The 22,194-nt window shown below is 50.3% G+C and carries 25 protein-coding genes; 7 read left to right on the forward strand and 18 right to left on the reverse strand.

The window, feature by feature from the left end; translation table 11 throughout:
- Positions 1-44: 44 nt before the first annotated feature.
- The 15 genes from UCI88_RS08555 to UCI88_RS08625 form a co-directional block, all read right to left on the reverse strand.
- Entirely contained in the window at positions 45-527 is a 483-nt protein-coding gene (locus tag UCI88_RS08555; RefSeq protein ID WP_306662955.1) for an HNH endonuclease, read from the reverse strand.
- Entirely contained in the window at positions 528-977 is a 450-nt protein-coding gene (locus UCI88_RS08560; protein ID WP_227202568.1) for an ArpU family phage packaging/lysis transcriptional regulator, read from the reverse strand. It lies immediately after the preceding gene.
- Positions 974-2,344, reverse strand: coding sequence for a DEAD/DEAH box helicase (locus tag UCI88_RS08565; protein WP_237985561.1), 1,371 nt, complete (start codon positions 2,342-2,344; stop codon positions 974-976). Before UCI88_RS08565 ends, UCI88_RS08560 begins: the two co-directional genes overlap by 4 nt.
- On the reverse strand, positions 2,341-2,649 hold the full coding sequence (locus UCI88_RS08570) for a VRR-NUC domain-containing protein (RefSeq protein WP_256179328.1): 309 nt from the start codon (positions 2,647-2,649) through the stop codon (positions 2,341-2,343). The genes UCI88_RS08565 and UCI88_RS08570 overlap by 4 nt, the downstream gene beginning before the upstream one ends.
- Before the next feature lie 138 nt (positions 2,650-2,787).
- Complete coding sequence (locus UCI88_RS08575) at positions 2,788-5,031, reverse strand: phage/plasmid primase, P4 family (RefSeq protein WP_256179329.1); 2,244 nt, start codon at positions 5,029-5,031, stop codon at positions 2,788-2,790.
- Between the two features lie 5 nt (positions 5,032-5,036).
- A complete protein-coding gene (locus tag UCI88_RS08580; RefSeq protein WP_256179330.1) occupies positions 5,037-5,432 on the reverse strand; it encodes a DUF4406 domain-containing protein in 396 nt (131 codons plus the stop codon).
- A complete protein-coding gene (locus UCI88_RS08585; RefSeq protein ID WP_009014568.1) occupies positions 5,410-5,634 on the reverse strand; it encodes a hypothetical protein in 225 nt (74 codons plus the stop codon). Before UCI88_RS08585 ends, UCI88_RS08580 begins: the two co-directional genes overlap by 23 nt.
- A gap of 3 nt (positions 5,635-5,637) precedes the next feature.
- Positions 5,638-6,300 carry a Rha family transcriptional regulator gene (locus UCI88_RS08590; protein ID WP_039899501.1) on the reverse strand — a complete coding sequence of 221 codons (663 nt, stop codon included), beginning with the start codon at positions 6,298-6,300 and terminating at the stop codon, positions 5,638-5,640.
- A gap of 87 nt (positions 6,301-6,387) precedes the next feature.
- The gene (locus tag UCI88_RS08595) at positions 6,388-8,376 is read right to left on the reverse strand and encodes a DNA polymerase (protein ID WP_278656145.1); all 1,989 of its coding nucleotides are present in this window, start codon (positions 8,374-8,376) and stop codon (positions 6,388-6,390) included.
- Positions 8,377-8,435: 59 nt separating this feature from the next.
- Positions 8,436-8,627: a hypothetical protein gene (locus UCI88_RS08600; RefSeq protein ID WP_256179332.1), complete on the reverse strand. Its 192-nt coding sequence runs from the start codon at positions 8,625-8,627 to the stop codon at positions 8,436-8,438.
- Between the two features lie 9 nt (positions 8,628-8,636).
- Entirely contained in the window at positions 8,637-9,203 is a 567-nt protein-coding gene (locus UCI88_RS08605; RefSeq protein WP_118023435.1) for a DUF2815 family protein, read from the reverse strand.
- A gap of 12 nt (positions 9,204-9,215) precedes the next feature.
- Positions 9,216-10,343: a DUF2800 domain-containing protein gene (locus UCI88_RS08610; protein WP_256179333.1), complete on the reverse strand. Its 1,128-nt coding sequence runs from the start codon at positions 10,341-10,343 to the stop codon at positions 9,216-9,218.
- Positions 10,333-10,644 carry an rRNA biogenesis protein rrp5 gene (locus tag UCI88_RS08615; RefSeq protein WP_101912217.1) on the reverse strand — a complete coding sequence of 104 codons (312 nt, stop codon included), beginning with the start codon at positions 10,642-10,644 and terminating at the stop codon, positions 10,333-10,335. Before UCI88_RS08615 ends, UCI88_RS08610 begins: the two co-directional genes overlap by 11 nt.
- Entirely contained in the window at positions 10,631-10,801 is a 171-nt protein-coding gene (locus tag UCI88_RS08620) for a hypothetical protein (protein WP_256179334.1), read from the reverse strand. Before UCI88_RS08620 ends, UCI88_RS08615 begins: the two co-directional genes overlap by 14 nt.
- Positions 10,779-11,435 (reverse strand): hypothetical protein, encoded by a 657-nt coding sequence (locus UCI88_RS08625; protein WP_330024176.1) that lies wholly within the window; start codon positions 11,433-11,435, stop codon positions 10,779-10,781. Before UCI88_RS08625 ends, UCI88_RS08620 begins: the two co-directional genes overlap by 23 nt.
- Positions 11,436-11,794: 359 nt before the next feature.
- Between UCI88_RS08625 and UCI88_RS08630 the strand changes: the two genes are divergently transcribed.
- The 4 genes from UCI88_RS08630 to UCI88_RS08645 all read left to right on the forward strand — a co-directional run bounded on the left by UCI88_RS08630 (position 11,795) and on the right by UCI88_RS08645 (position 16,266).
- Positions 11,795-12,652, forward strand: a complete 858-nt coding sequence (locus UCI88_RS08630; RefSeq protein ID WP_256179336.1) for a hypothetical protein — start codon at positions 11,795-11,797, stop codon at positions 12,650-12,652.
- A gap of 20 nt (positions 12,653-12,672) precedes the next feature.
- Positions 12,673-13,278: a hypothetical protein gene (locus tag UCI88_RS08635; protein ID WP_169013059.1), complete on the forward strand. Its 606-nt coding sequence runs from the start codon at positions 12,673-12,675 to the stop codon at positions 13,276-13,278.
- Between the two features lie 29 nt (positions 13,279-13,307).
- Positions 13,308-13,928, forward strand: coding sequence for a hypothetical protein (locus UCI88_RS08640; protein WP_256179337.1), 621 nt, complete (start codon positions 13,308-13,310; stop codon positions 13,926-13,928).
- A gap of 67 nt (positions 13,929-13,995) precedes the next feature.
- Complete coding sequence (locus tag UCI88_RS08645; RefSeq protein WP_256179338.1) at positions 13,996-16,266, forward strand: AAA family ATPase; 2,271 nt, start codon at positions 13,996-13,998, stop codon at positions 16,264-16,266.
- A 194-nt stretch (positions 16,267-16,460) separates the two neighbouring features.
- Here UCI88_RS08645 and UCI88_RS08650 read toward each other — a convergent pair whose 3' ends face one another.
- The 3 genes from UCI88_RS08650 to UCI88_RS08660 are packed head-to-tail and all read right to left on the reverse strand — an operon-like array spanning position 16,461 to position 19,468.
- Complete coding sequence (locus tag UCI88_RS08650; protein ID WP_256179339.1) at positions 16,461-17,012, reverse strand: ComF family protein; 552 nt, start codon at positions 17,010-17,012, stop codon at positions 16,461-16,463.
- Positions 17,013-17,036: 24 nt separating this feature from the next.
- Positions 17,037-19,196, reverse strand: a complete 2,160-nt coding sequence (gene recD2 / locus UCI88_RS08655; RefSeq protein ID WP_256179340.1) for an SF1B family DNA helicase RecD2 — start codon at positions 19,194-19,196, stop codon at positions 17,037-17,039.
- Positions 19,196-19,468 carry a chorismate mutase gene (locus tag UCI88_RS08660; protein ID WP_256179341.1) on the reverse strand — a complete coding sequence of 91 codons (273 nt, stop codon included), beginning with the start codon at positions 19,466-19,468 and terminating at the stop codon, positions 19,196-19,198. Before UCI88_RS08660 ends, recD2 begins: the two co-directional genes overlap by 1 nt.
- Positions 19,469-19,674: 206 nt before the next feature.
- On the opposite strand from UCI88_RS08660, the gene UCI88_RS08665 reads away from it, so the two are divergent.
- The 3 genes from UCI88_RS08665 to UCI88_RS11450 all read left to right on the forward strand — a co-directional run.
- Positions 19,675-21,129 carry an amino acid permease gene (locus UCI88_RS08665; RefSeq protein WP_044503586.1) on the forward strand — a complete coding sequence of 485 codons (1,455 nt, stop codon included), beginning with the start codon at positions 19,675-19,677 and terminating at the stop codon, positions 21,127-21,129.
- Positions 21,130-21,214: 85 nt separating this feature from the next.
- Complete coding sequence (locus UCI88_RS08670; protein WP_256179342.1) at positions 21,215-21,892, forward strand: transposase; 678 nt, start codon at positions 21,215-21,217, stop codon at positions 21,890-21,892.
- A 140-nt stretch (positions 21,893-22,032) separates the two neighbouring features.
- The coding region (locus UCI88_RS11450; protein ID WP_407944388.1) for a transposase at positions 22,033-22,194 on the forward strand (162 nt) is incomplete at its 3' end.

The raw sequence follows: 22,194 nt of genomic DNA on the forward strand, positions 1-22,194 counted from the left end.
CTGGAAGGGCTGCAGAGATTGACAGCCCCCCACCCCGCTTGTTTTCAGTACTTGTACTCGATGTCCCGGTCTTCGGTCATCGTCTTATGGTCATGGCAGCTCTTACACAAAGGTTGCCAGTTCGTTTCGTCCCAGAACAAGTCCGGGTCGCCACGATGCGGCTTGATATGATCCACGACCGTTGCCGGGACGAGCCGTCCTTTCTCTTTGCATCGGACACACCATGGATGACGTTTCAGAAAGAACTTCCTGGCCTTCTGCCACTCTCGTCCGTAGCCACGTGTTTCTGCATTAACCCGGTCGCCCTGGCACTGCCGTTTATGTTCCTCACAATACTTTCTTCCATACGGCACTAGCTTTGGGCATCCTGGATACTTGCACGGTGTCTGCGGTCTTCTTGGCATTCGTATCATCTCCGGCATCAAAAAAGGACCGATGGCGTTCAAGCCTCGGCCCTTCATTCTTTTCTTGCTGATTATAGTATATCTTACAGAAGCCAGTGACATCAAGTGCTGCTTTAGTGACATTTAGTGACATTCTCCAGGAATCTCGATGTGTCTCAGGGCTTCGTCATGCAGGCGGTACACCTGGCGGACATGAAGCCCCAGGGCATCGGCAATGGACGCCCAGTCCTTGAAGGCCAGGTAGCGGAGTTCCAGGACGACCCGTTCCCGGGCATCCGGCACCCGGCTGATGGTCTTCATGATGTCTGCCTTGAGTTCGACCAGGACGTCGATGGCTTCATCCACTTCATGCTCCATATCCATCATGCGGGCAATGGTTTCTTCCAGCCGGTGCGGGTTGGGCGTCCCGCTCGGCGGCACCGGGCTGAGTGTCGATGATGCCTTGATGGCCAGCTGCCGCAAAGCGGATACCTGCTCCAGCTTGCTGTCTATCTGTATGTTGATGTTCCGTGCCTGTTCCAGGTACGCTTTGGCTTCCATACGTGTTCCTTCTCCTTCCGGTTCCTGCTTCATAGTATGCCCCCATTTCCCGTTTTCGTCATGCCCAGGTCAGCTTTCACTGCCTCGATCAGTGCGTCCTGGGTTCCGTCTTTGTGTTCCAAGACTTTCAGGATGCGCTCGTCAATCGTGTCCCTGGCTATGATGTGCTGTATGATGACCGTCTTGTCCGCCTGCCCCTGCCGCCAGAGCCGGGCATTGGTCTGCTGGTATAGTTCCAGGCTCCAGGTCAGGCCGAACCAGACCAGGATGGAACCGCCCTGCTGCAGGTTCAGGCCGTGTCCGGCAGAGGCCGGATGGATGAGCGCCACGGGAATCTTTCCTGCGTTCCAGTCGGCGAAGTCCTGCGGCTCCTTCAGTTCCCGGGCTTCCATCCGCTGCCGGATGCGGTCTTTATCGTGCTTGAACCAATAGGCTACCAGGACCGGTTTCCCGTTGGCGCTTTCCACCAGGTCTTCCAGGGCATCCAGCTTCCGGTCATGGATGGCCACCACAGCCTTGTCATCTGTATAAATGGCGCCGTTCGCCATCTGCGAAAGTTTCAAGGTAAGCGACGCGACATTGGCGGCTGTGATCTCGCCGCCTGGAAGTTCCAGCACCAGGGATTTCTTCAGTTCATCATACCGTTCCTTTTCCTTCCCGCTCAACCAGACTTCTTTCGCTACGCTCACCAGCTCCGGCATTTTCAAGTAATCGGTCGCCTTCATGGACACGGTGATGTCGGCAATCTGGTGATAGATGGCTTCTTCCGCTCCCGGCAGGGGTTTGTAGGAATACACCACCATGCCATTGCGCTTATCTGGTTGGAAGTACAGGTTCCGGTACTGGCTGATATATCTCCCCAGCCGCTTTCCCATATCCAGGATGCGGAACTCGGCCCAAAGGTCCATCAACCCATTGCCGCTGGGCGTTCCCGTAAGGCCGACGATGCGTTTCACTCTGGGGCGCAAGGCCTTCATGGCCCGGAACCGCTTCGACTGGTGGTTCTTGAAACTCGACAGCTCGTCCAGGACGACCATATCGAAATCAAGGCGGCTGTTCTCATAGAGCCAAACCAGGTTCTCGCGGTTCACAATATAGATATCCGCATCCTGCTGCAAGGCTCTTCTCCGTTCTGGCACGCTGCCGACCACGACGGAACAGGCAAGACATTTCAGGTGTTCCCACTTCTTGATTTCATCCGGCCAGGTGTCTCTCGCCACCCGCAGCGGAGCGACAACCAGCACCCGCTGTACTTCAAAGGTGTCATACATCAGGTCCCGGATGGCCGTCAGCGTTGTCACCGTCTTGCCAAGGCCCATGTCCAGGAACAGGGCCGTGACGGGGTGGGACTTGATATATTCAATGGCGTATTTCTGATATTCATGCGGCATGAACTTCATGCACCTCCGCCTCCTTTCCCATCGGGCGTGTGAGCGATGGTCTTCAGGATAACAGGGATGTCCTCCATGTCATCCAGAACGAAGACCTGGCAGCCCAGTCTCCGCAACATGGCATGCCGCTTCAGCTGCAGCGGCCTCGGCTTCTGCCCCGGCGCTTTCACTTCCACGAAGCCCATCTTCCCATCACCCAATAGGACCAACCGGTCCGGCATACCGGAAAACGATGGCGAAACAAGCTTCACTGCCATACCGCCTGCCTTCCTGGTTTCCATCACCAGATGATGTTCTATCTCTTTTTCCCGCATCGGTATCACCTCTTTTTTACAGGGGTGCAGGTCGATGAAGGTCGTTCCGCAAACTTTCCTTAAAGGCATTTTTTCTATTTTTCAGCCCTAAAGGGAGTTTATGGATAGACCTGCACCGACCTGCACCCTTCCCTTCTCTCACAGGAAATCTGTGACTTTCAGTTTCAGTCCGTAAATGAAATATCCGGCTTTCCGCTTGCGCCTGTCGAACCCGGCTTTCTCCAGTGCCCCATAAAAATCCGTCGTGCTGCGGGTATATTCGTTCATCTGCTGGCAGTACAAGCGGTAGGCCGTATAAAGCGCCCCGGACTTTTCCTGGCATGATGGATCCACATCGCAGCAGTCTTCCAGAAAATGACGGAGCCAGTCATTCTGTCCGCGGTATTCCTGGATAGCATCCTGCACACATTTCGGCATGGTCAGATGGTACTCGCTGGCAATGACCTTCTCCGCCCCTTCGATGATCCAGCGCAGGATAGCAGGACCAGCTGTTTCCACCAGATAATCCGCATAGTTCTTGATTTCGCCATGGCCTTCAAACTGTGCCTTGAAGGGGATGACGATAAGCCGGCGCCAGGTCCCTTCATCACTGGCTCCGACGCGGGGCAGATGGTTGGTATACAGGACCAGCGTATGGGTCGGCACAAAGGTAAACGGCGTCTTGTATTTCTTTTCGCCGCCGACTTCATCTGTCGAGCAGAGCTGCTTCAGGACGGAAGTGGAAAGCCGGACACCTTCTTCCATCTCGGCCGCGATGACCATGCGCTTGCCCTTGAGTTCCGCCATTTCCGGCTTGATGTTCCGCTTGCAGTTCGCCGTCAGGGCATCGGCAGAGATGCCGCCGCAATAGCTTCCCAGCACCCGGGCAATGGAGTTCCAGTACGTAGACTTCCCGTTCCGTCCATCGCCATAGGCGATGACCAGGGCTTCCACATACACTTTGCCAATGGCCATGAGTCCGCAGATTTCCTGGGCGTAATCAATCAGCTCCTGGTCGCCCGTGAAAAACTCGCCCAGGGCCTGCTGCCAGACCGTCTCCCCTTCCTCTCCGGGATCGACAGCGGTACATTTGGTAATATAATCTTCCGGACGGTGATTCCGCCTGCCCGCCATCCCCTGCCGCAGATCATACGTAAACGAAGGCGTGTTGAGCAGGAACTCATCCGCATCCAGGGCCTGGATGGGAATGAGCAGCATCGGCTTCAGGGCCTGCAGGGCCGAAATGATATAGCGCATGTCCCGCCGCTTCATGACAAAGGCATAATATGCCAAAGCCGCCTGGTAGGACTGGAAGGCTTTCTGCTGACTGCCTTCGATGACTTTCTCCAGCATCCGGCCGCCTTTGTCGATGAGTTCTGCCGCAACGCCCAGTTCCTGCAGTTCCTTCCTGCCAGCTTCCATCTGGTCCCTGGCATCTGCTAGCTGCAGTTCCAGGAATTCTTCCGCTGCGCCGATGGCTTCCTGATGAGATTCAGTCCAATAGATGCCGTTGTACCGCAAAAAATCGGTACTTTCCGTATACCGCAGCTCATCGCCATATTCCCGTTTCAGCACTTTAGCCTGGCCGATATCCGAATAGTCTTCCGGCTTCAGGCTGCCCTGACAGGCAAAATCGTTATTGTACTGGTTCGGGCTGACGTACCCTTCCTGTCTGGCAATGCGTTCACCAAAACGCACAGCGCTCTGCCAGATTTTATTGAGTTCCGCATCAGCAAGCGGCGGGTCGCATTTTTCGGCTTCTTCAAGGAAAATGGAGTAGGCCCGCTCGGTTGCCCCGTACCGTTTGATGACCCGGCCGGCAAAGCGGCTCATGGTATTATTGCGCTGTCCCTGGGGAATGCTGTGTGTCCCGGCTTCCCGGTCCTTCAGCACCTGGTCAATCGTCATTTTCCCATCCTGCCATAGCACCTTCTCAGCCGGGCAGCCGTAGATGAAACGGGCCGCATCCAGAGCCGCTTCGTCGAAAAAAGGATATGCGTGATAAACAGCCCGCTTCAGCTCCGTATAGCACGGTTCCTCTGTGATTTCGGGAATCCCGAAATAGACGTGGAAGCGCGGCCTGGCACACTTCCCGTCTTTAGGCTTCATGTGATTCCGTGATGGGACGATGGCCATGGAAACTTCCGGCATTATGGCCAGGAATTTCTCCATGGTCATCCATTCAGCAGGATTTTCCGTATGCGAATTGTCGCAGTCCATGACCAGGACATCCGATGAGAGAAAATTCTCCCGTTTCCGGTAATCATTTTTGAATGCCACACAGACATGGTCAAACGCAGCCGCTGCTCCAAGGTCTTCGGCGCAGCTGATTTTCTGCTGTTCCGGATAACGGCAATTGGCCTCTGCCCCCGTAAGAGCAGCCGTATAAAGGGTAAATTCCATGATCCTTAAACCTCCTTGATATACCGGACAGGCTTCCTTTTGCGCCGGGCGTACTCGATTTCTTTCTGCATCCCGTCCGAGATGGCATCGCCAAATACCCATAGTTCCGCGCACTTGGACAAAAGGGCGATATCCATGAAAAGGGCCAGGTCCCGCTCCGTCTTTTCATCCAGGAACTGGGGCAGGTACAGATGCGGGGCCAGCGGGATGCCTCCCTGATTTGTCACATAGCGGCAGTACCTCCTCGCCCTGGCCGTATTGGCCTCCACATCCCCGGCATAGGGCGAACACACGTATACCACTGGCCGGAACGGGAACCTTGCCGGTTCCGCATTCCGGATGGCCTGATAGGCTGTGGGGTCGGGATAATGTTCGGCGTTACGCTTCGGGTTCATCTCCATCGCGCACCTCCATCAGTTCCCGGGCACAGTCTTCACACAGGACCGCTGTCCCGAACAGGTCGCCCTTCCCATCGCCCAGAACTTCCTCCAGATCCACCAGGATTTCTCTGCCACAAACCGGGCAGCGGCAGAATACATTCTCATCGTTGATTTCGATTGTGACTTCCATGGCATCATGAATCGGTTCCTTGACGTAAAACATGCTTCATCCCTCCAGTTCTGTCTTGTAATAGGTCATGAGCATCTGTTTGCGCTGCTGGAAACCCGGACAGGAATACAGCAGACCGTAATCCAGGTGCTGCAGCCGGTCCAGGGCATGGATCTGCCGCGCGGTCAGATAAGGCCGGATGCTCTGCCCTTTTTCGATGCCGTTTGCCAGCCGGAACTGCTTGGCAGACATGCCCAGCACGATACGGTTCAGCATGTCACATTCGTTGCTGAAGTGGTACGGCTTCGGGCTTTCATGCAGGCGGCAGATCATATCCGTCAGCATTGGGAATTCCTGCCGGGCAGACAGAAGCGACCGGATGCACTGCTCCATCTCATTGAAGCGATGGATATAGAGTTCTTTGAAGCGCATTGCTTTTGCTCCGGTGTACCCCATGACCAGTATGGTAAAGCCATCTCGGGTCAACAGGTAACGCGGCAGTTTGCGGCCCCTGGCATCCCGATAGGCATTGCACTCAAAATTGAGGGCAATGAATTCTGGACTCAACCCGGAAGCAGGTGCAGTGATACGTTCGATATCACGCAGCACATTGTAATGCTGCTTTTCAAAGACCGCTGCCACAAACAGGCTATCGACCCTGGCTACTCCTTTCTGGTCAGCGAACATACCGTAATCATCTTCAGGAATCAAATTTTTCATAGCGGATTCCACCTTTCGTTAAAATTTCCGAGGAACTCGTCCTCTATCAGTAGCAGGACAGAATCCGATGCTTTAAGTACCCCCATTTCAATCTTTCTGATAAAATTCACATTCGTATCCGTCTGCCCGGAGCAACAATCCTTCGGCCCACGGAGGTGTACGTCCCATCTGCTCACAGATGGCATCGACACTGGCATCCCGGCTGCATTCGATGATCAGTTCATCATGGACATGACCGACGATGGCACAGCACCGCAAGGTCTGCATGGCATAGCAGAGGATATCCCGGCTGATGCCCTGGACGATGTTTTCCACGAACTTCGGGCCGTAGCTCTCCAGCCGTTCCCACTTTTTCGTTGCGCCGATGCCTTCATAGGTGACGGATTCCCCGCCGAAGCGGTTCTCGCCTATCCGGGGCTTCACATAGGAAAGCCGCCGTCCGCTTGGGAGCTGGATGAACAGCATGCCGCTCTGGCAGAGGAAGCGGATGCAGCCGGCCCGCATGGGGATCTGTTCCTTGATGGCTGTCTTCACGGTGGCATCCACCTGCCACCAGAAATCGACGATATGCGGATTGGCCGACCGCCAGGACTGCACCAAAGGATACAGCTCGTTTTCCGTAAGTCCCATGTCCAGGGCGCCCATGGCCTTCAGCGCACCTGTAGAGCCGCCATAGCCAAGGGCCAGTTCTGCGATTTTCCCTTTCTGCCGGAGATGTCCATTGACGCCATGTTTTTCCACCGGAACGCCGAACATGGAGCTGGCCGAGGCGCAATAGATATCGCCATTCTTGGCAAAAACATCCGAGCGCCATGTTTCTCCTGCGAGCCATGAAAGCACTCTGGCTTCAATGGCTGAAAAGTCCGATACGACAAACTTCATCCCTTTCCGTGGCACAAAGGCCGTGCGGATCAACTGGGAAAGGACATCCGGGATGGAATCATACAGAAGGTCCAAGGCTTTGTAATTTCCCTGGCGTACCAGCGCCCGGGCGTCTGAGAGGTCCGGCAGATGATTCTGCGGAAGGTTCTGCAGCTGGATGTGCCGGCCGGCAAAACGCCCGGTCCTGTTGGCCCCATAGAATTGGAACATCCCTCTGGCCCGGCTGTCCTCGCAGGCTGTCATCTCCATGGCCTGATATTTTTTTACCGAAGATTTGGCCAGCTTCTGCCGGAGCAGCAGTACGCTGCGAAGCGGTTCTTCCGCCGTCTTCAGCAGTTCCTGTACTTGCTTCTTCCCCAGGGAATCTGTCTTCATCCCATGCCGTTCCAGCCAGCCGATCATCTGAATAACGGAATTGGGATTCTCCAGGCCCGTCTTTTCTCTCAGCGCAGCCATCAGGCTGTCCCGGCTGCGGGAATCTATGGCGATGGCATTTTCAGCCAGTGTCCGGTCAATGGCGATGCCCCGGTCGTTGATTTCCTGATCGAGATGATATTCATCCCATACCGGTTCCGGGACAGGATACTTCTTCAGCCGCCCCTGGATGGCCATTTCCACTTCCACATCCCGTTTGTTGTAGGACTTGAACAACATCCATTTATCCAGAGCATGCTGAGGAAGGTTCCTTGTCCGGCCGCCGTTTGACTTGGTTTCCTTGCAGGGAACGCAGAAATAGCGGATCAGTTCTTTGCCTTCCTTCATCTTCTGGCTGTCCAGCTTCAGCACGATTCCTGCGCCTTCCAGGGAAAGGGGCAGGCCCATATAGGCCGACCAGACCATGGAGCATTTCCATCCCGCCGGATTGAGGAACCTGGAACAATCCTGGGAAAGCGGATGATGATCATGGAACGGATCCAGACTCATTCCCAGGTCACACAGGTACCGCGACAGGCAGACCCGTTCGAAGCTGGCATTGAACGCCCACTTAGTGACGGATTCATCGGTCAGGGCATCCAGGATAGCGTCCGGGATGCGCTCTCCCTGCGTTAGGTCAACGACCTGCACTTCGCCCCCATCCACGGCATAACCGAAGAGAAGGAGTTCAAAGGCTGGCGATTCTGCATACTTGTACACGCCGCATTTAGCCAGGCTGACATCGCTGAATGTTTCAATATCGATACTGATGGTTTTCATACTCTTCACCTCGAAAAAACGGCGAGGCACAAGGCCCCGCCGCCGTTATTCACTACTACTTATTTCCGGAAAGATTCCATCTGCTTGCGGTGATATTCTTCTTCCCGTTCTTCCCGGTGCCGGGCCATTTCTGCATCCCGCTGGTCTTTTTTGATATCCGTATAGATCATGGCCACGAAGAACCCACCGGCGCACAGTGCAACCAGGCAGTACAGGCCATCCAGTATCAGTCTCATCATAGTTTCCATCATCACGCCTCCTTATGCCAGGAAATCATCATCGTCAGCCGTAGCAAAATCATCTTCTGCACGGGGTTTGCCGCCGAGAGGTTCACCGTCACGGATTTTCTGCAGGTTGTTCAGTCCGCAAGCAATGCCTTTATTGCCGTTGCTGTTAAAGGCATAGAAGTTGATGGACGCACGGCCATAGACGCCGGAGTAGACTTCAGAGCGTTCCAGGATATGCTGGCAGTCGGCATCGACGATGCCCGGCTTGGTAGCCGAATTGGCATTGACGAAGAAGCTGTCTTTATACGCATCATCACCAGGGCGTTCCAAGTCGCCGTCACGGAGCGGGGTCTTGATAGCTTCGAGAGCCGGTACCACCCGACCATTACCTTTGAGTTTGCCCTGGCCTTCATCATAGGCAGCCTTGATAGCAGCTCGGACGCTTTCGACCGTTTCCGTATCGGACTTCGGAATGATGAGAGATACACTATACTTCGGCGTACCACCATTGATAGACTTCGGGTCCCAAACATTTGCATAAGACCAGCGGGTATTGACTCCTGTGATTACCTTACAAGGATTAGTAAATTTTTTTGTCATGATAAATTCCTCCTAATTTTCAATATTGAAATCGTCTGCCGCGGTGTGCATGGCCGGGCGTTTATCCGATTCCGGCACCAAGACTGGCTTGCCCTGCGGCTTTTCAACTAAATCTGACAACAATTCTTCGAACCGCTTCTTGCCAAGTTGTTTCGTCATCGCCGTAATGCCGAGCAGCTTTTTTTCATACGGGTCGAAGCCTGCTTCTTCTACTTTGGCGGCAACGGCGTCTTCGCTGACGTACCGACGGTTCGACCGGCCTTCGACCAATTTCCAACCGGCCCACTGCTTGCCGGAAAGGGCTTGATGCAGGGCGTAATCTTTGACGTCGCCGGCCCAGTTCACCAAGTCATCGGCCTTGGCCAGGACGGCTTCGATTTCTTCATCCTGAAGCGTGGACGGGACGGCGAAATCATACTGAGCCAGTTCCAGGTTATATTCAGCCCTCTTGCGGCATGTCGCCTTGATTTTGCAGAAACGGCAATGGTCGCCAGCCTTGTACTCCCCTTCGCCTTTGGCCGCCAGTTCCGCGGCGGGCTTCAACACCGTTTCGGCCCACTGGAGCAGTTTTTCTTTGCTCATGGTGCAGGTACTGACGTTGTCCCGGCGGGGCTGGAAGATGGTCATGGACACCTGGTGGATATCATAGATGCCATCGAACAAGTTCAGTGCGCCGAGGGCATAGCACATCATTTGCGGATTCTTCTCGGCATCCACCAGGACTCCCAGGCCGTTCTTGTAATCGATGACCGTCAGGGTATCGTCGGCCACGATGAGGCAGTCGCCTGTTCCGAACCCGCCAGGAACCCACTTGGAAAAATCCAGCTGCTGTTCAATCATAATCAGCGGGTCCTTGCAGGATGCTTTGGCCGCTGCCAGACATTCCATAACGAACTGCGCATATTCATCAGTGCATTCCGCCATCTCCTCATCAAAGTACGTCAGGGATTTCGTCGGGTCTTCCATCTTCTGCCCCAGAGCTGTCTTCACCTTGAATTCGCAGAGCGTATGGGCATCTGTTCCCTGGCGGGCGAATTCACTGGAGGTATCCGGCAAATTGGCACATTCCTGGGCGGACGGCGGGCAGGCCAACCATCGGTAGCAGGAAGATGCGGACAGCATCGCGTGTTTACCCGGCATGACCGATCACCTCTAGCTCCTTCAGGAACGCTTCATACTGTGCCGCATCAATGCCGGACAGCTTGTCCGCCCCATACTTCTGGATGAGGCTGCGGACTTCTGCTGTGAATCCCTTGCGAGCCTTGTCGGCAGCAACTTTACGGACATCTTCCAGGGTCAGCGGCTCTTCAGCCTTCTCAGATTTTGCTTCTGAAGCTGGCGGATTATCTTCTTTCACCGCCATGGCTTCGGAAATCTTCAGCAGCGCCTTTCCGCAATCGGTCAGGGCTGCTGCCAGTTTCTGCAATTCATCGTTTGTCATACGGATTGACTCCTTTCACATGTCTTTGCATCGATAAGAGATGGATGTTCCTGGCGATACTGCGGGTCGTGGTGCTGATGGCCATCAGCACTGCCGCCAGTTCCCGGTTCAGCTTTTGCTGCTGAGCCAGTTTCTCAGGTGTCTGTGTGTGAATCATCTGTCTGCCTCCTTCCTGAAGAGCTTCTTCGTTCGCCCTTCACCAGTAATAGGACAACCGCGTTATCGTTAAGTACCGATTTCAAAAAAAAATCCGGCCACTTTTTTTTGCAGCCGGATTTTTCCCCATTTAACGGAAGTCTTCGAGGTGTTCCTTTAGGAGTTGCATAGAGCTTATGTTTGCGCTTGTTCACCGCTTTCTGGCTCAAGCCGACGGCCTTCCCGGTCGCCGCTTCGCTGGAACCATCGGCAAGCATCATCAAGATAGTCCGATCGATGTCCTGCAGGGCTGCCAGTTCATGGCGCAGCGCTGCCAGCAACTCTTCCTTCACGACTTCTTCCTCTAAGTTGAAGTCATCAGGCACCTCCAGCTCGTAGTCATCCCGCACCTTGTCCGCCGATACCTCATCGGCACCATGCCGCTGCTGTCGTTTATCTTCCCGCCAGAGCGGACGCATGAATTCATAGTACTGTTCTTTGGTTGCTGGAATCAGAATAGTACGGACCTTACGGCAACCGATTTTTGACCAGTGAACTTCACTGTTTCTGTATTCCTCGGTAATGATGGTTTCAGGTGTAATTTCCAATGGAATATAGTAGTTTTTCTTTTCAATATTTGTCTGTTTTTTGCCCATCGTTTAACTCGCTTTCATAAACGAACGAAGCGAGTTTTCGCACAGGGCCGCCCATCTTGACCATTTGGATGCTCCTCGCTCCGCATGGTCAACCGTCCTGGTGGGTTGACACAGAAATCTAATGTCCATCTCTCGGCTCCAGGCATCTTCCCGTCGAAAGATGAACCTCGAAACGGATTTTTTAACTACAGATTGAGGGATTCAGGAGTACGACAATCATGCCATCACGTGATATAATGATAGAAAGGCAACTATGTCGGCCCCATTGCCCCATCTGTGATTTCAGAATATTGTTTATCGGGTTTATTGCAATGGGATATCGAGTTTATTGAGTTTATTTTTGAAAAACAGAGGCAATCATGAAAAACACGAGAATCCCCTTCCTTTGCGGCGGTACGTTCTTTGTCCAAGTTCTCAGATCAAGAAAGAGTACAAAGACACATACCGAGCTTGTAAAAGGACAAAAAGAAAGCCTCTCTGAACCGGAATTGTTCAGGAGGCTTATTTCAATTTATCAGCTTACAGATTTCTGTTCGGCAGGCACCACTCTTAAGACCTATGCCAGCTTTTTTAAACAATGCCAAAAGAATTTATGTACCTTCATTGGATTTAACGATTATGATAAACGCAGAAACTTTGGTGAAGACATCCAAAAAGAAAATTCTAAAGCTTTTTCTGCGATGGTGCAATTTACCCGTGATTTCATTAACGAGTCGCTATACGAGCAACTCACCCGTAATTTGCTCGGTTTAATACAAGAAGATTCCTCAATACCAGTAGATGAAAAATTTTTCATTTGGCCTAAATGGGTTGAAAAACAGAGCCTGATAACCCACACAGAAATAAATCTTCCTGATCTTCTTTTGGGCATTTTGTATTATATCGCCACAAATCGTTCTAATGAAAATATAAAAGGCGCCGACACCTACCACTCCTGGTATCCCGTCAGCTATGAAAAATATGAGGGACGTGTAGGAGCCAATATTAAACAGGAACTGCAAGTTACTTGCAGCAACACATCCCATCAATCGGCATCCGCATCTGTACTTGACGGAGAAAACAATCAAAGTTCAGAAAAGGCTTATGAAGCCGACGATTCGTCTACCACCGAAGAAAACAACTATTCAAAAACACAAATCATTCAAAATGCGACTATAGTCAACCAACATGGTGAAAAAAATATCCACATCACTCATGTCGATACGCTAATTATCTGATGGCAAAAGGGGCGGTTAAGATGTCAAACAAATTCCCAGCTAAGGGCCAAATAAAGCCAATAGAGGTTTCTGTTGACGCAGTAACTAATAAAAGCATCAATCAGTATGGGGAAAAAAACACAGTCATACAGCATGCCGACACGGTCAACATCAATATGCAGCCAGGCAGAAACTCATCTACATTTCCTAGTACTATATTGGGTGATATAAAAATTTCCAATAACGATGCAAAATTATTAGCAGAATTTAAAAATGCTTATAAAAATATTCTGAAATACTGCATACGCATCGATCCGACAGGCGATGCTTTTGATATTCATTGTATTGAATTGATTGAACGTAACTACAATAAATGGCAGTTTGATTGGAGAGATTTCGAATCTGAAAAAATACAGGAAATCGTCTGCCACACGTTAAACAATTTCAATGAATATTTGTACTATCTCTCTGATAAATATATGCGGCTACTCCCCTCTAACCCTGATTTTTTAATCTGTAAAAATCAGTCCATTAAAGAAGGAGAAAGATTACGTGAAGAATTAAGGCCTAATTCTATTCGCATCCGCGAAGAATTACGTGACCGGTATCTCGAACTTTGGCCAGCAAAAGAGCCAACACCCAAGTAATAAGAAATTTCAATGGAGTGTGATTCTAATTGTCCAATGATTTAACCCTGAGCAAAACCACTATATCTCAGCCGACGACTTCAATTACGCCGTCCATCTCACAGCAAGGACAAAAAAACACGTTGATTCAGCATGCTGATAATGTAATCATAAATGCCACACAAAAAACAATTCCAACTATCGTGCCCAACCAGCCGCTGACTCCTAATACGGATTATTACAATCTAATAGTTGACGGGATGATTGATATCAAAAATCCAGAAATCTGCTTTTCAATAGAACCATCAAGAGCACTTACAGAATATATTGATGATGACGTAAAAAAAATGTTCGCACTTCTATCAGATGATGCAATTCAGTCGCTTCAAACCTTTCCTACTATTTTTGCACATGAAAACGAAGGATATGGTTTAGCCGCTCCGGATCAGCAAGCGGGGTTCGGCTACATCCTGAAAATAAAGGTACGCCATGAAGGAATTATCATCAAACCATCCATTCTTTGGAAATTCAGTCAGCAAATATTAAACGAGAACTTGCTGAATTTTGATATATATGGGCATAAAGGCTTCTGTGAACTCAATCGGACACACTGGACTGTCAAAAAGGTCGATTTGATTTCTGAATTCCGTGAATTGGGGTTCCCGATTTAAACCTACTGATTGTTAAGCCTTCCCGGCTAAGGCTTGTTCTTTTGCTATCACAAACGAGGCGAGTTCAATGACAGAAAAGAAAATGCAAGGCGCAATAAAAGCAATTTTTCTCGACGACAATACGTTTCATGGCGTTACAATAAACCCTACGCTCATTAACTATTTTTACGGTAAAAATGGCAGCGGAAAATCCACGATTGCCCGCCTTATTCGTTCTAAATCCGGAATTACCCCGGACATCAGCAACTTTGAAGTTCTAGTCTATGATCAGGACTTCATCGCAAAAAACATTAAGGAAGATGCTGCTATGCCTGGCGTTTTCAGTTTGAACGAAGGAAATATCAAAATTCAAAATAAAGTAGCCGAATTAAATGGAGAACGCGACAAGCTTGCAGTGCAGTATCAAGAAAAGAAAAATGCACTTACAGATGCAAAAGAAAAGCTTCCCGCATTAAGAATCGCATTGGAGTCCTCTTGCTGGGAAACCACATCAGATATCCGCAACCGCTTTGCAAAGGCACTTGCAGGTAAAAGAGGAAAAAAATCCGTATTCACTGATGAATTGCTTTCCATCAGTGAACCTAAGGAGCAAGATTTCAATGTACTGCAATCTTTATATGAAACTGCATTTGATGAAAGAGCCAAATCCTATCCTCTTTTAAAAGAAGGATGTAAGGATTCCCCTGAAGAACCTCTGGATTCGGTATTACTTTCCCAACCTATCATCAGCAGTGCCGATACTCCTTTTGCAAAATTCATACAGGCGGTAGGTGCAACGGACTGGGTCAAACAAGGTCACGAGTTATTCGCAGAAAAAACAGATGGCCATTGCCCTTATTGTCATCAGCTTCTTCCTGCTGATTTTGCAAAACAGCTTGCCGCCTGTTTCGATGAAGAATATAAGTCTGATATCGATTCACTAGAAAATTTCCAACAGTCTTACAATGATATATTCGCTCGATTATTAACCCAGTTCGATAATAATCTAAACTGCGAGTTTTCTCGCATTGATTTCACAGTATACAAAGAACAACTTATTAACCTGAAAAAGACTGTACAAATTAACCAAGGTTTCATACAGGAGAAATTAGATGCACCTTCACGCCCTATTTACTTAGAAGATACATCTGAACTTGTTGATAGCCTAAATGCTTTAATAAAAAAATTCAATGCCGCTATCCAAGCTAACAACGACATCATTGCTTCTTTACAGGAAAAACAGGCCGAGTGTAAAAAATCAGTCTGGCAGCATATGGCTTTCCTATCTAAAAAAGAACTTGATGCTTACCGCACCAGTCTAAAAAATGTGAATGCAGAAATTTCAAAATTGACGAAAGAACAAAATGACATTACCCAAAAAGGCCTTTCTTTAAAATCACAGATTGCTAAACTGAATAGTCAGATTGTCAATGTCGATTCGACAATGGAAACAATCAATAAAGAATTACTAGATTCAGGGTTCCAAGGGTTCCGTCTTCAAAAGAATAAACGCGATTCCACCAAATATGAAATTATTCGAGATGATGGCTCCCCAGCACATGGTTTAAGCGAAGGTGAACGTAATTTTATTGCATTCCTTTACTTTTACCACAAAGTCAAAGGACGCGAACATGCTGACAGCGATTTTAAAGACCGAATCGTAGTTATTGATGACCCTGTTTCAAGCATGGACAGCACATCACTGTTCATTGTCAGTGCCATCATCCGTGAAATGATTTCCATTTGTTTTAATAATGGTTCTGCTTCAAAGCAAGATACACCGCGCTATATAAAACAAATTTTTATTCTGACGCATAATGCCTTTTTCCATAAGGAAGTTTCATATAACCGACTCAAATACTATCATTGCGTAAATTCTTATCTCATTCAAAAAACACGAAATGTCTCGATAGTAAAACTATGCGTCAAACGAGATATCAACAGCGATACCCCTGCAATCGAAAAAAACTATACACCTGTACGTGATGCATACGCCGCTTTATGGAAAGAATATAAGGAAGCAAAATCCGCTACGGTCATTATGCGTACAGCCAGACAAATTTTGGAATATTACTTTATCCAAATTAGCGGTTACGAAGGTCAAACTTTAACAGATCGCATCATGAAACGAAAAGACGAATTTCTCGAAATAAGACCTGACGGAACTGAAAACAGAGAAAAGCAACATTTACTGAACGCCCTTTTAAGGTATATAGGAGCTGAAAATCAACGATTCAATGACGGACTCGACTATGTAGAAGACGCAGAAAATATAGATCAAATTCGTTATACATTCAAACTCATATTCGATGTAATGGAACAGACCCAGCACTATGATATGATGATGACCCCCGCATAAAATACGGCAGTAACGATAAAAAGCTATCGTTACTGCCGTATCTATTTTACTGGCAATCTTCTTTTCTTCACCCTGAACTTCTCCCTAATTTTAGGCATAAAAAAAGTTTGGCACTTTGGCGACCTAAACGGAAACCTTGCTATATATGGGCTTTTCAGCTATGCACACCATTCAAAATTTTGTATCAATCTCAATCATCTTTGCTCTACAAGGAGGATATGCTTATTCTTGACATCGGCTGTTTCCCGAAGGCCGAAGGCGCGGTGGACGTTTTCGGAACGCTGACTTCTGGGAAGATGCCACTGAGCATCGGTGGGACGCAAACGCTGGAGGATGTCGGCCCAGCGATAATGATCGTCAGCCCATGTTTTGAAAAGGCTTTCGACTTGGTTGAAGCCGCGGCTTTTCATTTTCTCCGGTGCTAAGGGCACGGGAACGACCATGTCGATGGCTTTCAGTCGTTCGGGCCAGGGAAATCGGTCCAGCAATACCCGACAGGATCGGCATTTTCCCTCTCTGCCCTTGTACTTGATATCATGAATCAGACGGCGCATGGCCCCGTCGTAGTCGGCCAAACAGTAACAGGCGTCGAGGGCCTTCAATTGTCGGGAGCGGTTGATGCGCCGCGGATGCCACACTCGAGCGAGGCACGACGGGCACCAGTCGCCGTCCCGTTTCATCAGGACGCCGCAGGCCGGGCAGGTCGGCGGATAGAAGAGGTTGGTAATAAGGGTGAGCAGTGACATAAAAATGCCTCCTGTCGCAAAATATTACGTAAGCAGCTCTCCTTGGAGCCGCGGGATGAGCAAGGTAAAGCGGCGGCTCGTCCGCTGGTTCTGGACAGCCGTTTGGACGGCCCGTTTAGTGCCGACTAAGATGACTTTTCGTTTGGCCCGGGTGACGGCCGTATAGAAGAGGTTTCGCTGGAGCATGATGGAATGGCTGTTGACCAGGGCCATGATGACCGTATGGTATTCACTCCCCTGGCTCTTATGGACAGTAATGGCATAGGCCAGGGTGATTTCGTCGATTTCCGCGCCTTCATACTTGACGTCCTGTTCGGGATAACGAACGTAGACCATGTCATGCTGAACGGCAAAGATTTGACCGATGTCGCCGTTGAAGACGCCTTTTTCGTAATCATTATGCTTCTGCATGACCTTGTCGCCGACGCGGAAAATCATGTGGCGGCCCTTCAATTCACCCTTCCCTTGAACGGGCGGATTGAGCCGCTCCTGAATGAGCTGATTGAGGTTGTCGACGCCGCAGGGATCCTTGTACATGGGAGACAAGACCTGGACGGCAAATTCGTCACCTGTTTCCTCAACTTCACTGCGGTACAAGGCGCTGATCTTCGTCGCCCCGTCGGCTTCGGTCTCGATTTCGACGAAGCGGAATTCCAGGTCTTCGTTGACCACCGGCAGGCGGCCGTTGTTGATGAGGTGGGCATTGGTTACGATGCGGCCCCCTTCTTTTTGGCGGAAAATCGTATCCAAGCGGACGACAGGCACCGTTTCCGAGGCGATGACGTCGTGGAGGACGGCACCGGCTCCGACCGACGGCAATTGGTCGGCGTCGCCGACGAGGATGCAGCGGCACTGGGGCTTCAAGGCATTCAGTAAGTGGTACATCATTTCCATATCGAGCATGGACACTTCGTCGACGATGACTAAGTCGGCCGGCAAGAGCTTCGTTTCATTGTATTCAAAGGACTGGACTTTGCCGACATGGCCGTCGGGAATGAGGAGTCGATGGATGGTCTTCGCCTTGCGCTGCGTCGTTTCAGCCAGACGCTTAGCAGCTCGCCCCGTCGGCGCACAGAGCAGGATGCGCAGGCCTTCTTGTTCGGCCAGGCGGATGATGGTCTGAACGACGGTCGTCTTCCCCGTCCCGGGACCGCCGGTAATGACAGTCATCCCCGACTGGAGGGATTTTTCGACGGCTTCCCGCTGCTTGTCTGCCAGTTCAAAATGACAGGAATCCTGCCAGCGGTCCAGAAAGAGCTGAACATGCGTTTTCATGGAAAGAGGTTTCATCTCAGTCATCTCGCGGATCCGGCCGGCAATGGCTTCTTCCTCTTCATAGGCTTCCGGCGTATAGACGTAGACCGTCCCCTCAAAATCCGCCGTCCGTAATTGCCCCATATCGACGGTATCCTGTAAGATATCGTGGAGGCCCAGGGCATCGACCTGCAGGAGAAAGGCCGCCCGCCGCACCAATTCCGTATCGGGAATGCAGACGTGGCCGTTTTGGGTCATGGTCTGGAGGACGTAGGCCAGGCCGGCACCAAGGCGCTGCGGCGACTGACGGTCCATGCCGTACGCCAAGGCGATTTGGTCGGCCGTCTTAAAGCCGAAGCCGTCGATTTCATGAATCATCCGATACGGTTCTTCGGTCAAGACGTATTTCACATCGTCGCCGTATTTCTGCAGGAGGCGACCGGCATAGCGTCCGGCGACGCCGTGTTGTTCCAAATCGTAGGCGATGTCGTTGATCTGTTTTTCTTCGTAGAAAGATTCCGTTATGACGGCCAATTTTTTAGGCCCGATGCCTTCGATTTCAAGTAAGCGCTGAGCATCCTTTTCCAAAATCTCCATCGTATCCTTGCCAAAACGGGCGACGACGCGGTGGGCCAAAGCAGGCCCCATGCCTTTGACGGCGCCGCTTCCAAGGAAGCGTTCAATGCCGTCGACCGATTCGGGAATGACGCGGCTCCAACCATCGGCCGCAAACTGTCGTCCATAGCGCTTATGCTGTACCCAATGGCCTTTTACTTCCAGGCGGTCGCCGACGAGGGGCTTCGTTCCGTGACCAGTCACGGTATAGGTCGTATCGTCGCTTTCATCATGGAGGCGAAAGACGCGGTAATCCGAATCGGAGGCCTCAAATAAAATTCGTTCGGCAATGCCTCGTACAATAAGTTCTTCCATCAGCCTATCCCCATGTGTTCCCGTTCGTATTTTTTGCTTTCATCCATGATGCACTGGTAGATGCGGCGCAAATAAGGGGCCAAATTTTTCTGCTCCGTCAAATTAGAAATTTTATCCAGCACTTGACGCTCCCTTCGCGGATCATAGACTTCCATGTGATGCTCTTTTTTATAAGCGGCGACAGCAGCCACGACCTGCATGCGCCGTTCCAGTATCTTGGCCAAGTCCCGGTCCAATAAGTCAATCTCCCGGCGGCATTCTTCTAATTCCATAATCTATCCTTTCCCATTACGCATGATAACACTACCATTATAGCCGAAAAGCCGCTAAAAGGCTACAAATGATTCGCTTCCCTATATAATTCTTGCATAATTGCAGAATATTTATTTGTCATTATCGCTGTCATCCTATATAATATATTCGTATGAGTTTTTTTAGATTCTAGTTATCAATTTAATACAAAAGGTTGTGATTTTGCATGGAAGAAACTCAACAGCAGCAGCAAAAGCTGCGCCGCAGTCTGAAAGCCCGCCACATGAACATGATCGCCATCGGCGGTGCAATCGGTACCGGCTTGTTCGTCGCCGGCGGTGAAACAGTCAGCACTGCTGGGCCGGGTGGGGCACTCGTCGCCTATGCCCTCATCGGCATCATGGTCTATTTTCTTATGACAGGACTGGGTGAAATGGCTTCATACCTTCCGGTCAGCGGCTCCTTTGAAACGTATGCCAACCGCTACGTCGACAAGTCCTTGGGCTTTGCCTTGGGCTGGAACTATTGGTTCAACTGGGCCATTACCGTTGCGGCCGAACTCGTCGCCGGCGCCCTCATCATGAAGTACTGGTTCCCCGACGTACCGGCAGCCCTCTGGAGCGGCTTGTTCCTAGTCATCTTATTCGCCCTCAACTACCTGTCAACCCGGTCGTACGGCGAAAGTGAATTCATCTTCGCCGGTATCAAGGTCCTGACGGTCTTGATCTTCCTGTTTACAGGGACCCTCTTGATCTTGGGCCTCGGCTCTGAACCGTCACCGGGCTTCGTCAACTGGACCGTCGATGAAGCGCCCTTCGTCGGCGGCTTCACGGCTATGTTGGGTATCTTCATGGTCGCCGGCTTCTCCTTCCAAGGGACGGAAATGATCGGCATTGCCGCCGGTGAAAGTGAAGATCCGGAAAAGAATGTCCCCCGTGCGGTCCATTCGATTTTCTGGCGTATCCTCATTTTCTACTTAGGCGCTTTTACGGTCATCGGCTTCCTCATTCCTTATACCGATCCGAACCTGCTCAATACGGATATCGTCAACATTTCCATCAGCCCCTTTACGCTGGTCTTTGAACGGTTCGGCTTAGTCGCCGCCGCTTCGATCATGAACGCTGTCATCTTGACGGCCGTCCTTTCGGCCGGCAACTCGGGCCTCTACGTTTCCACACGTATGCTCTACGCCATGGCTGAAACGGGTCAGGCTCCGAAATGCTTCCTCAAGCTGAATAAGCGCGGCGTCCCGTCGTATGCCTTATTTGCAACGGTCGTCTTCGGCTTGGCCGCCTTCCTCACGTCCCTCATCGGCGAAGGCAAGGCCTATGACTGGCTGGTTAACATCAGCGGCATGGCCGGCTTCATCACCTGGATTGGCATCGCCATCTGCCACTATCGCTTCCGCCGGGCCTATATCGCCCAAGGCAAGGATCTGAAAGACCTGCCGTATAAAGCAACCTGGTTCCCCTTCGGCCCCCTCTTGGCATTGATCATGTGTATCATCGTCACGGCCGGTCAGAACTACTCGGCCTTTACCGGTGCCGAAATCGACTGGTACGGTGCCAGCGTCGCCTACATCGGCATTCCTGTCTTCCTGGCAGTCTTCCTCTATCATAAATTTAAACACAAGACACACCTCATTCCCCTGAAAGAGGTCGACCTGTCGCGTGATAAGTAATACCGAGACCGTCCGTGATATGCTCCCCTTTAGGTAGACATGAGAAATAATAAAATCTCATGCTGCTTGAAGGGGAGTATTTTTAATGCGAAAAACAAAGATATGTGCTCAAGAGAAATTGCATACCGTCAAAAGCATCCTCCGTGGGACAGAATCTATCCTTGCTGCCGCCAAGCGTCTGTCCGTTGGCCAATCTTCTGTCAGAGATTGGATTTGTAGTTATAAAGGGAATGGAATCGAGGCATTTACATATACGAGGAATAAACACTATTCTCGTGAATGCAAAGTTCAGGCAGTAACCGCTTATCTGAATCAGGAAGGATCTCTGTCTGTTATCTGCCAAAGATTTGGGGTGAGAACATCCAAACAACTACGCACATGGATTAAGCAGTATAATAGTCATGAGAAACTAAAAGCTTCTGGAACAGGAGGAACTTTCATCATGACAAAAGGCAGAAAAACAACATTTGATGAGCGAGTTGAAATGGTTCAGTATTGTATTGCTCATGACCATAATTACGCAGAAACTGCGGTAAAGTACGGCATTTCCTACCAACAGGCACGCAGCTATACGCTGAAATACGAGGCCGGTGGTCTTGATGCCTTACAGGATAATCGCGGGAAAAGAAAAACGGAAGACCAACTTACGGAAGTAGAAAGATTACGTGCCGAACTCAAGCTAGAAAGAGCTAAGCGAAAACAAGCGGAAATGGAGATTTCTTTCTTAAAAAAATTGGACGAAATAGAGAGGAGGCGGGACTGAGCCGATTAAAAAAACGTCATATTTATCTTGCCATTCAGGAAGAACACGAGGAACATGGTTATCCTATTTCAGCCTTATGTAAATTAGGGAAAGTAACTCGAGCCTCTTATTACAAATGGCTTCATCGACAAATTCCTGCGATGGAACAAGAAAACAGATTGATTGCGGCAAAGGTAGAAGAAATTCACCGGGCTTATCCGGATAAAGGATACCGCCGAATTCGAGACGATATGGAACGGTATTACGGCATGCACCTCAATGACAAACGAGTACTCCGGATTTGTCGTGAAGAAAACATCAAG

Source organism: Megasphaera massiliensis (assembly GCF_036305205.1).
Taxonomy (GTDB): Bacteria; Bacillota; Negativicutes; order Veillonellales; family Megasphaeraceae; genus Megasphaera; species Megasphaera massiliensis.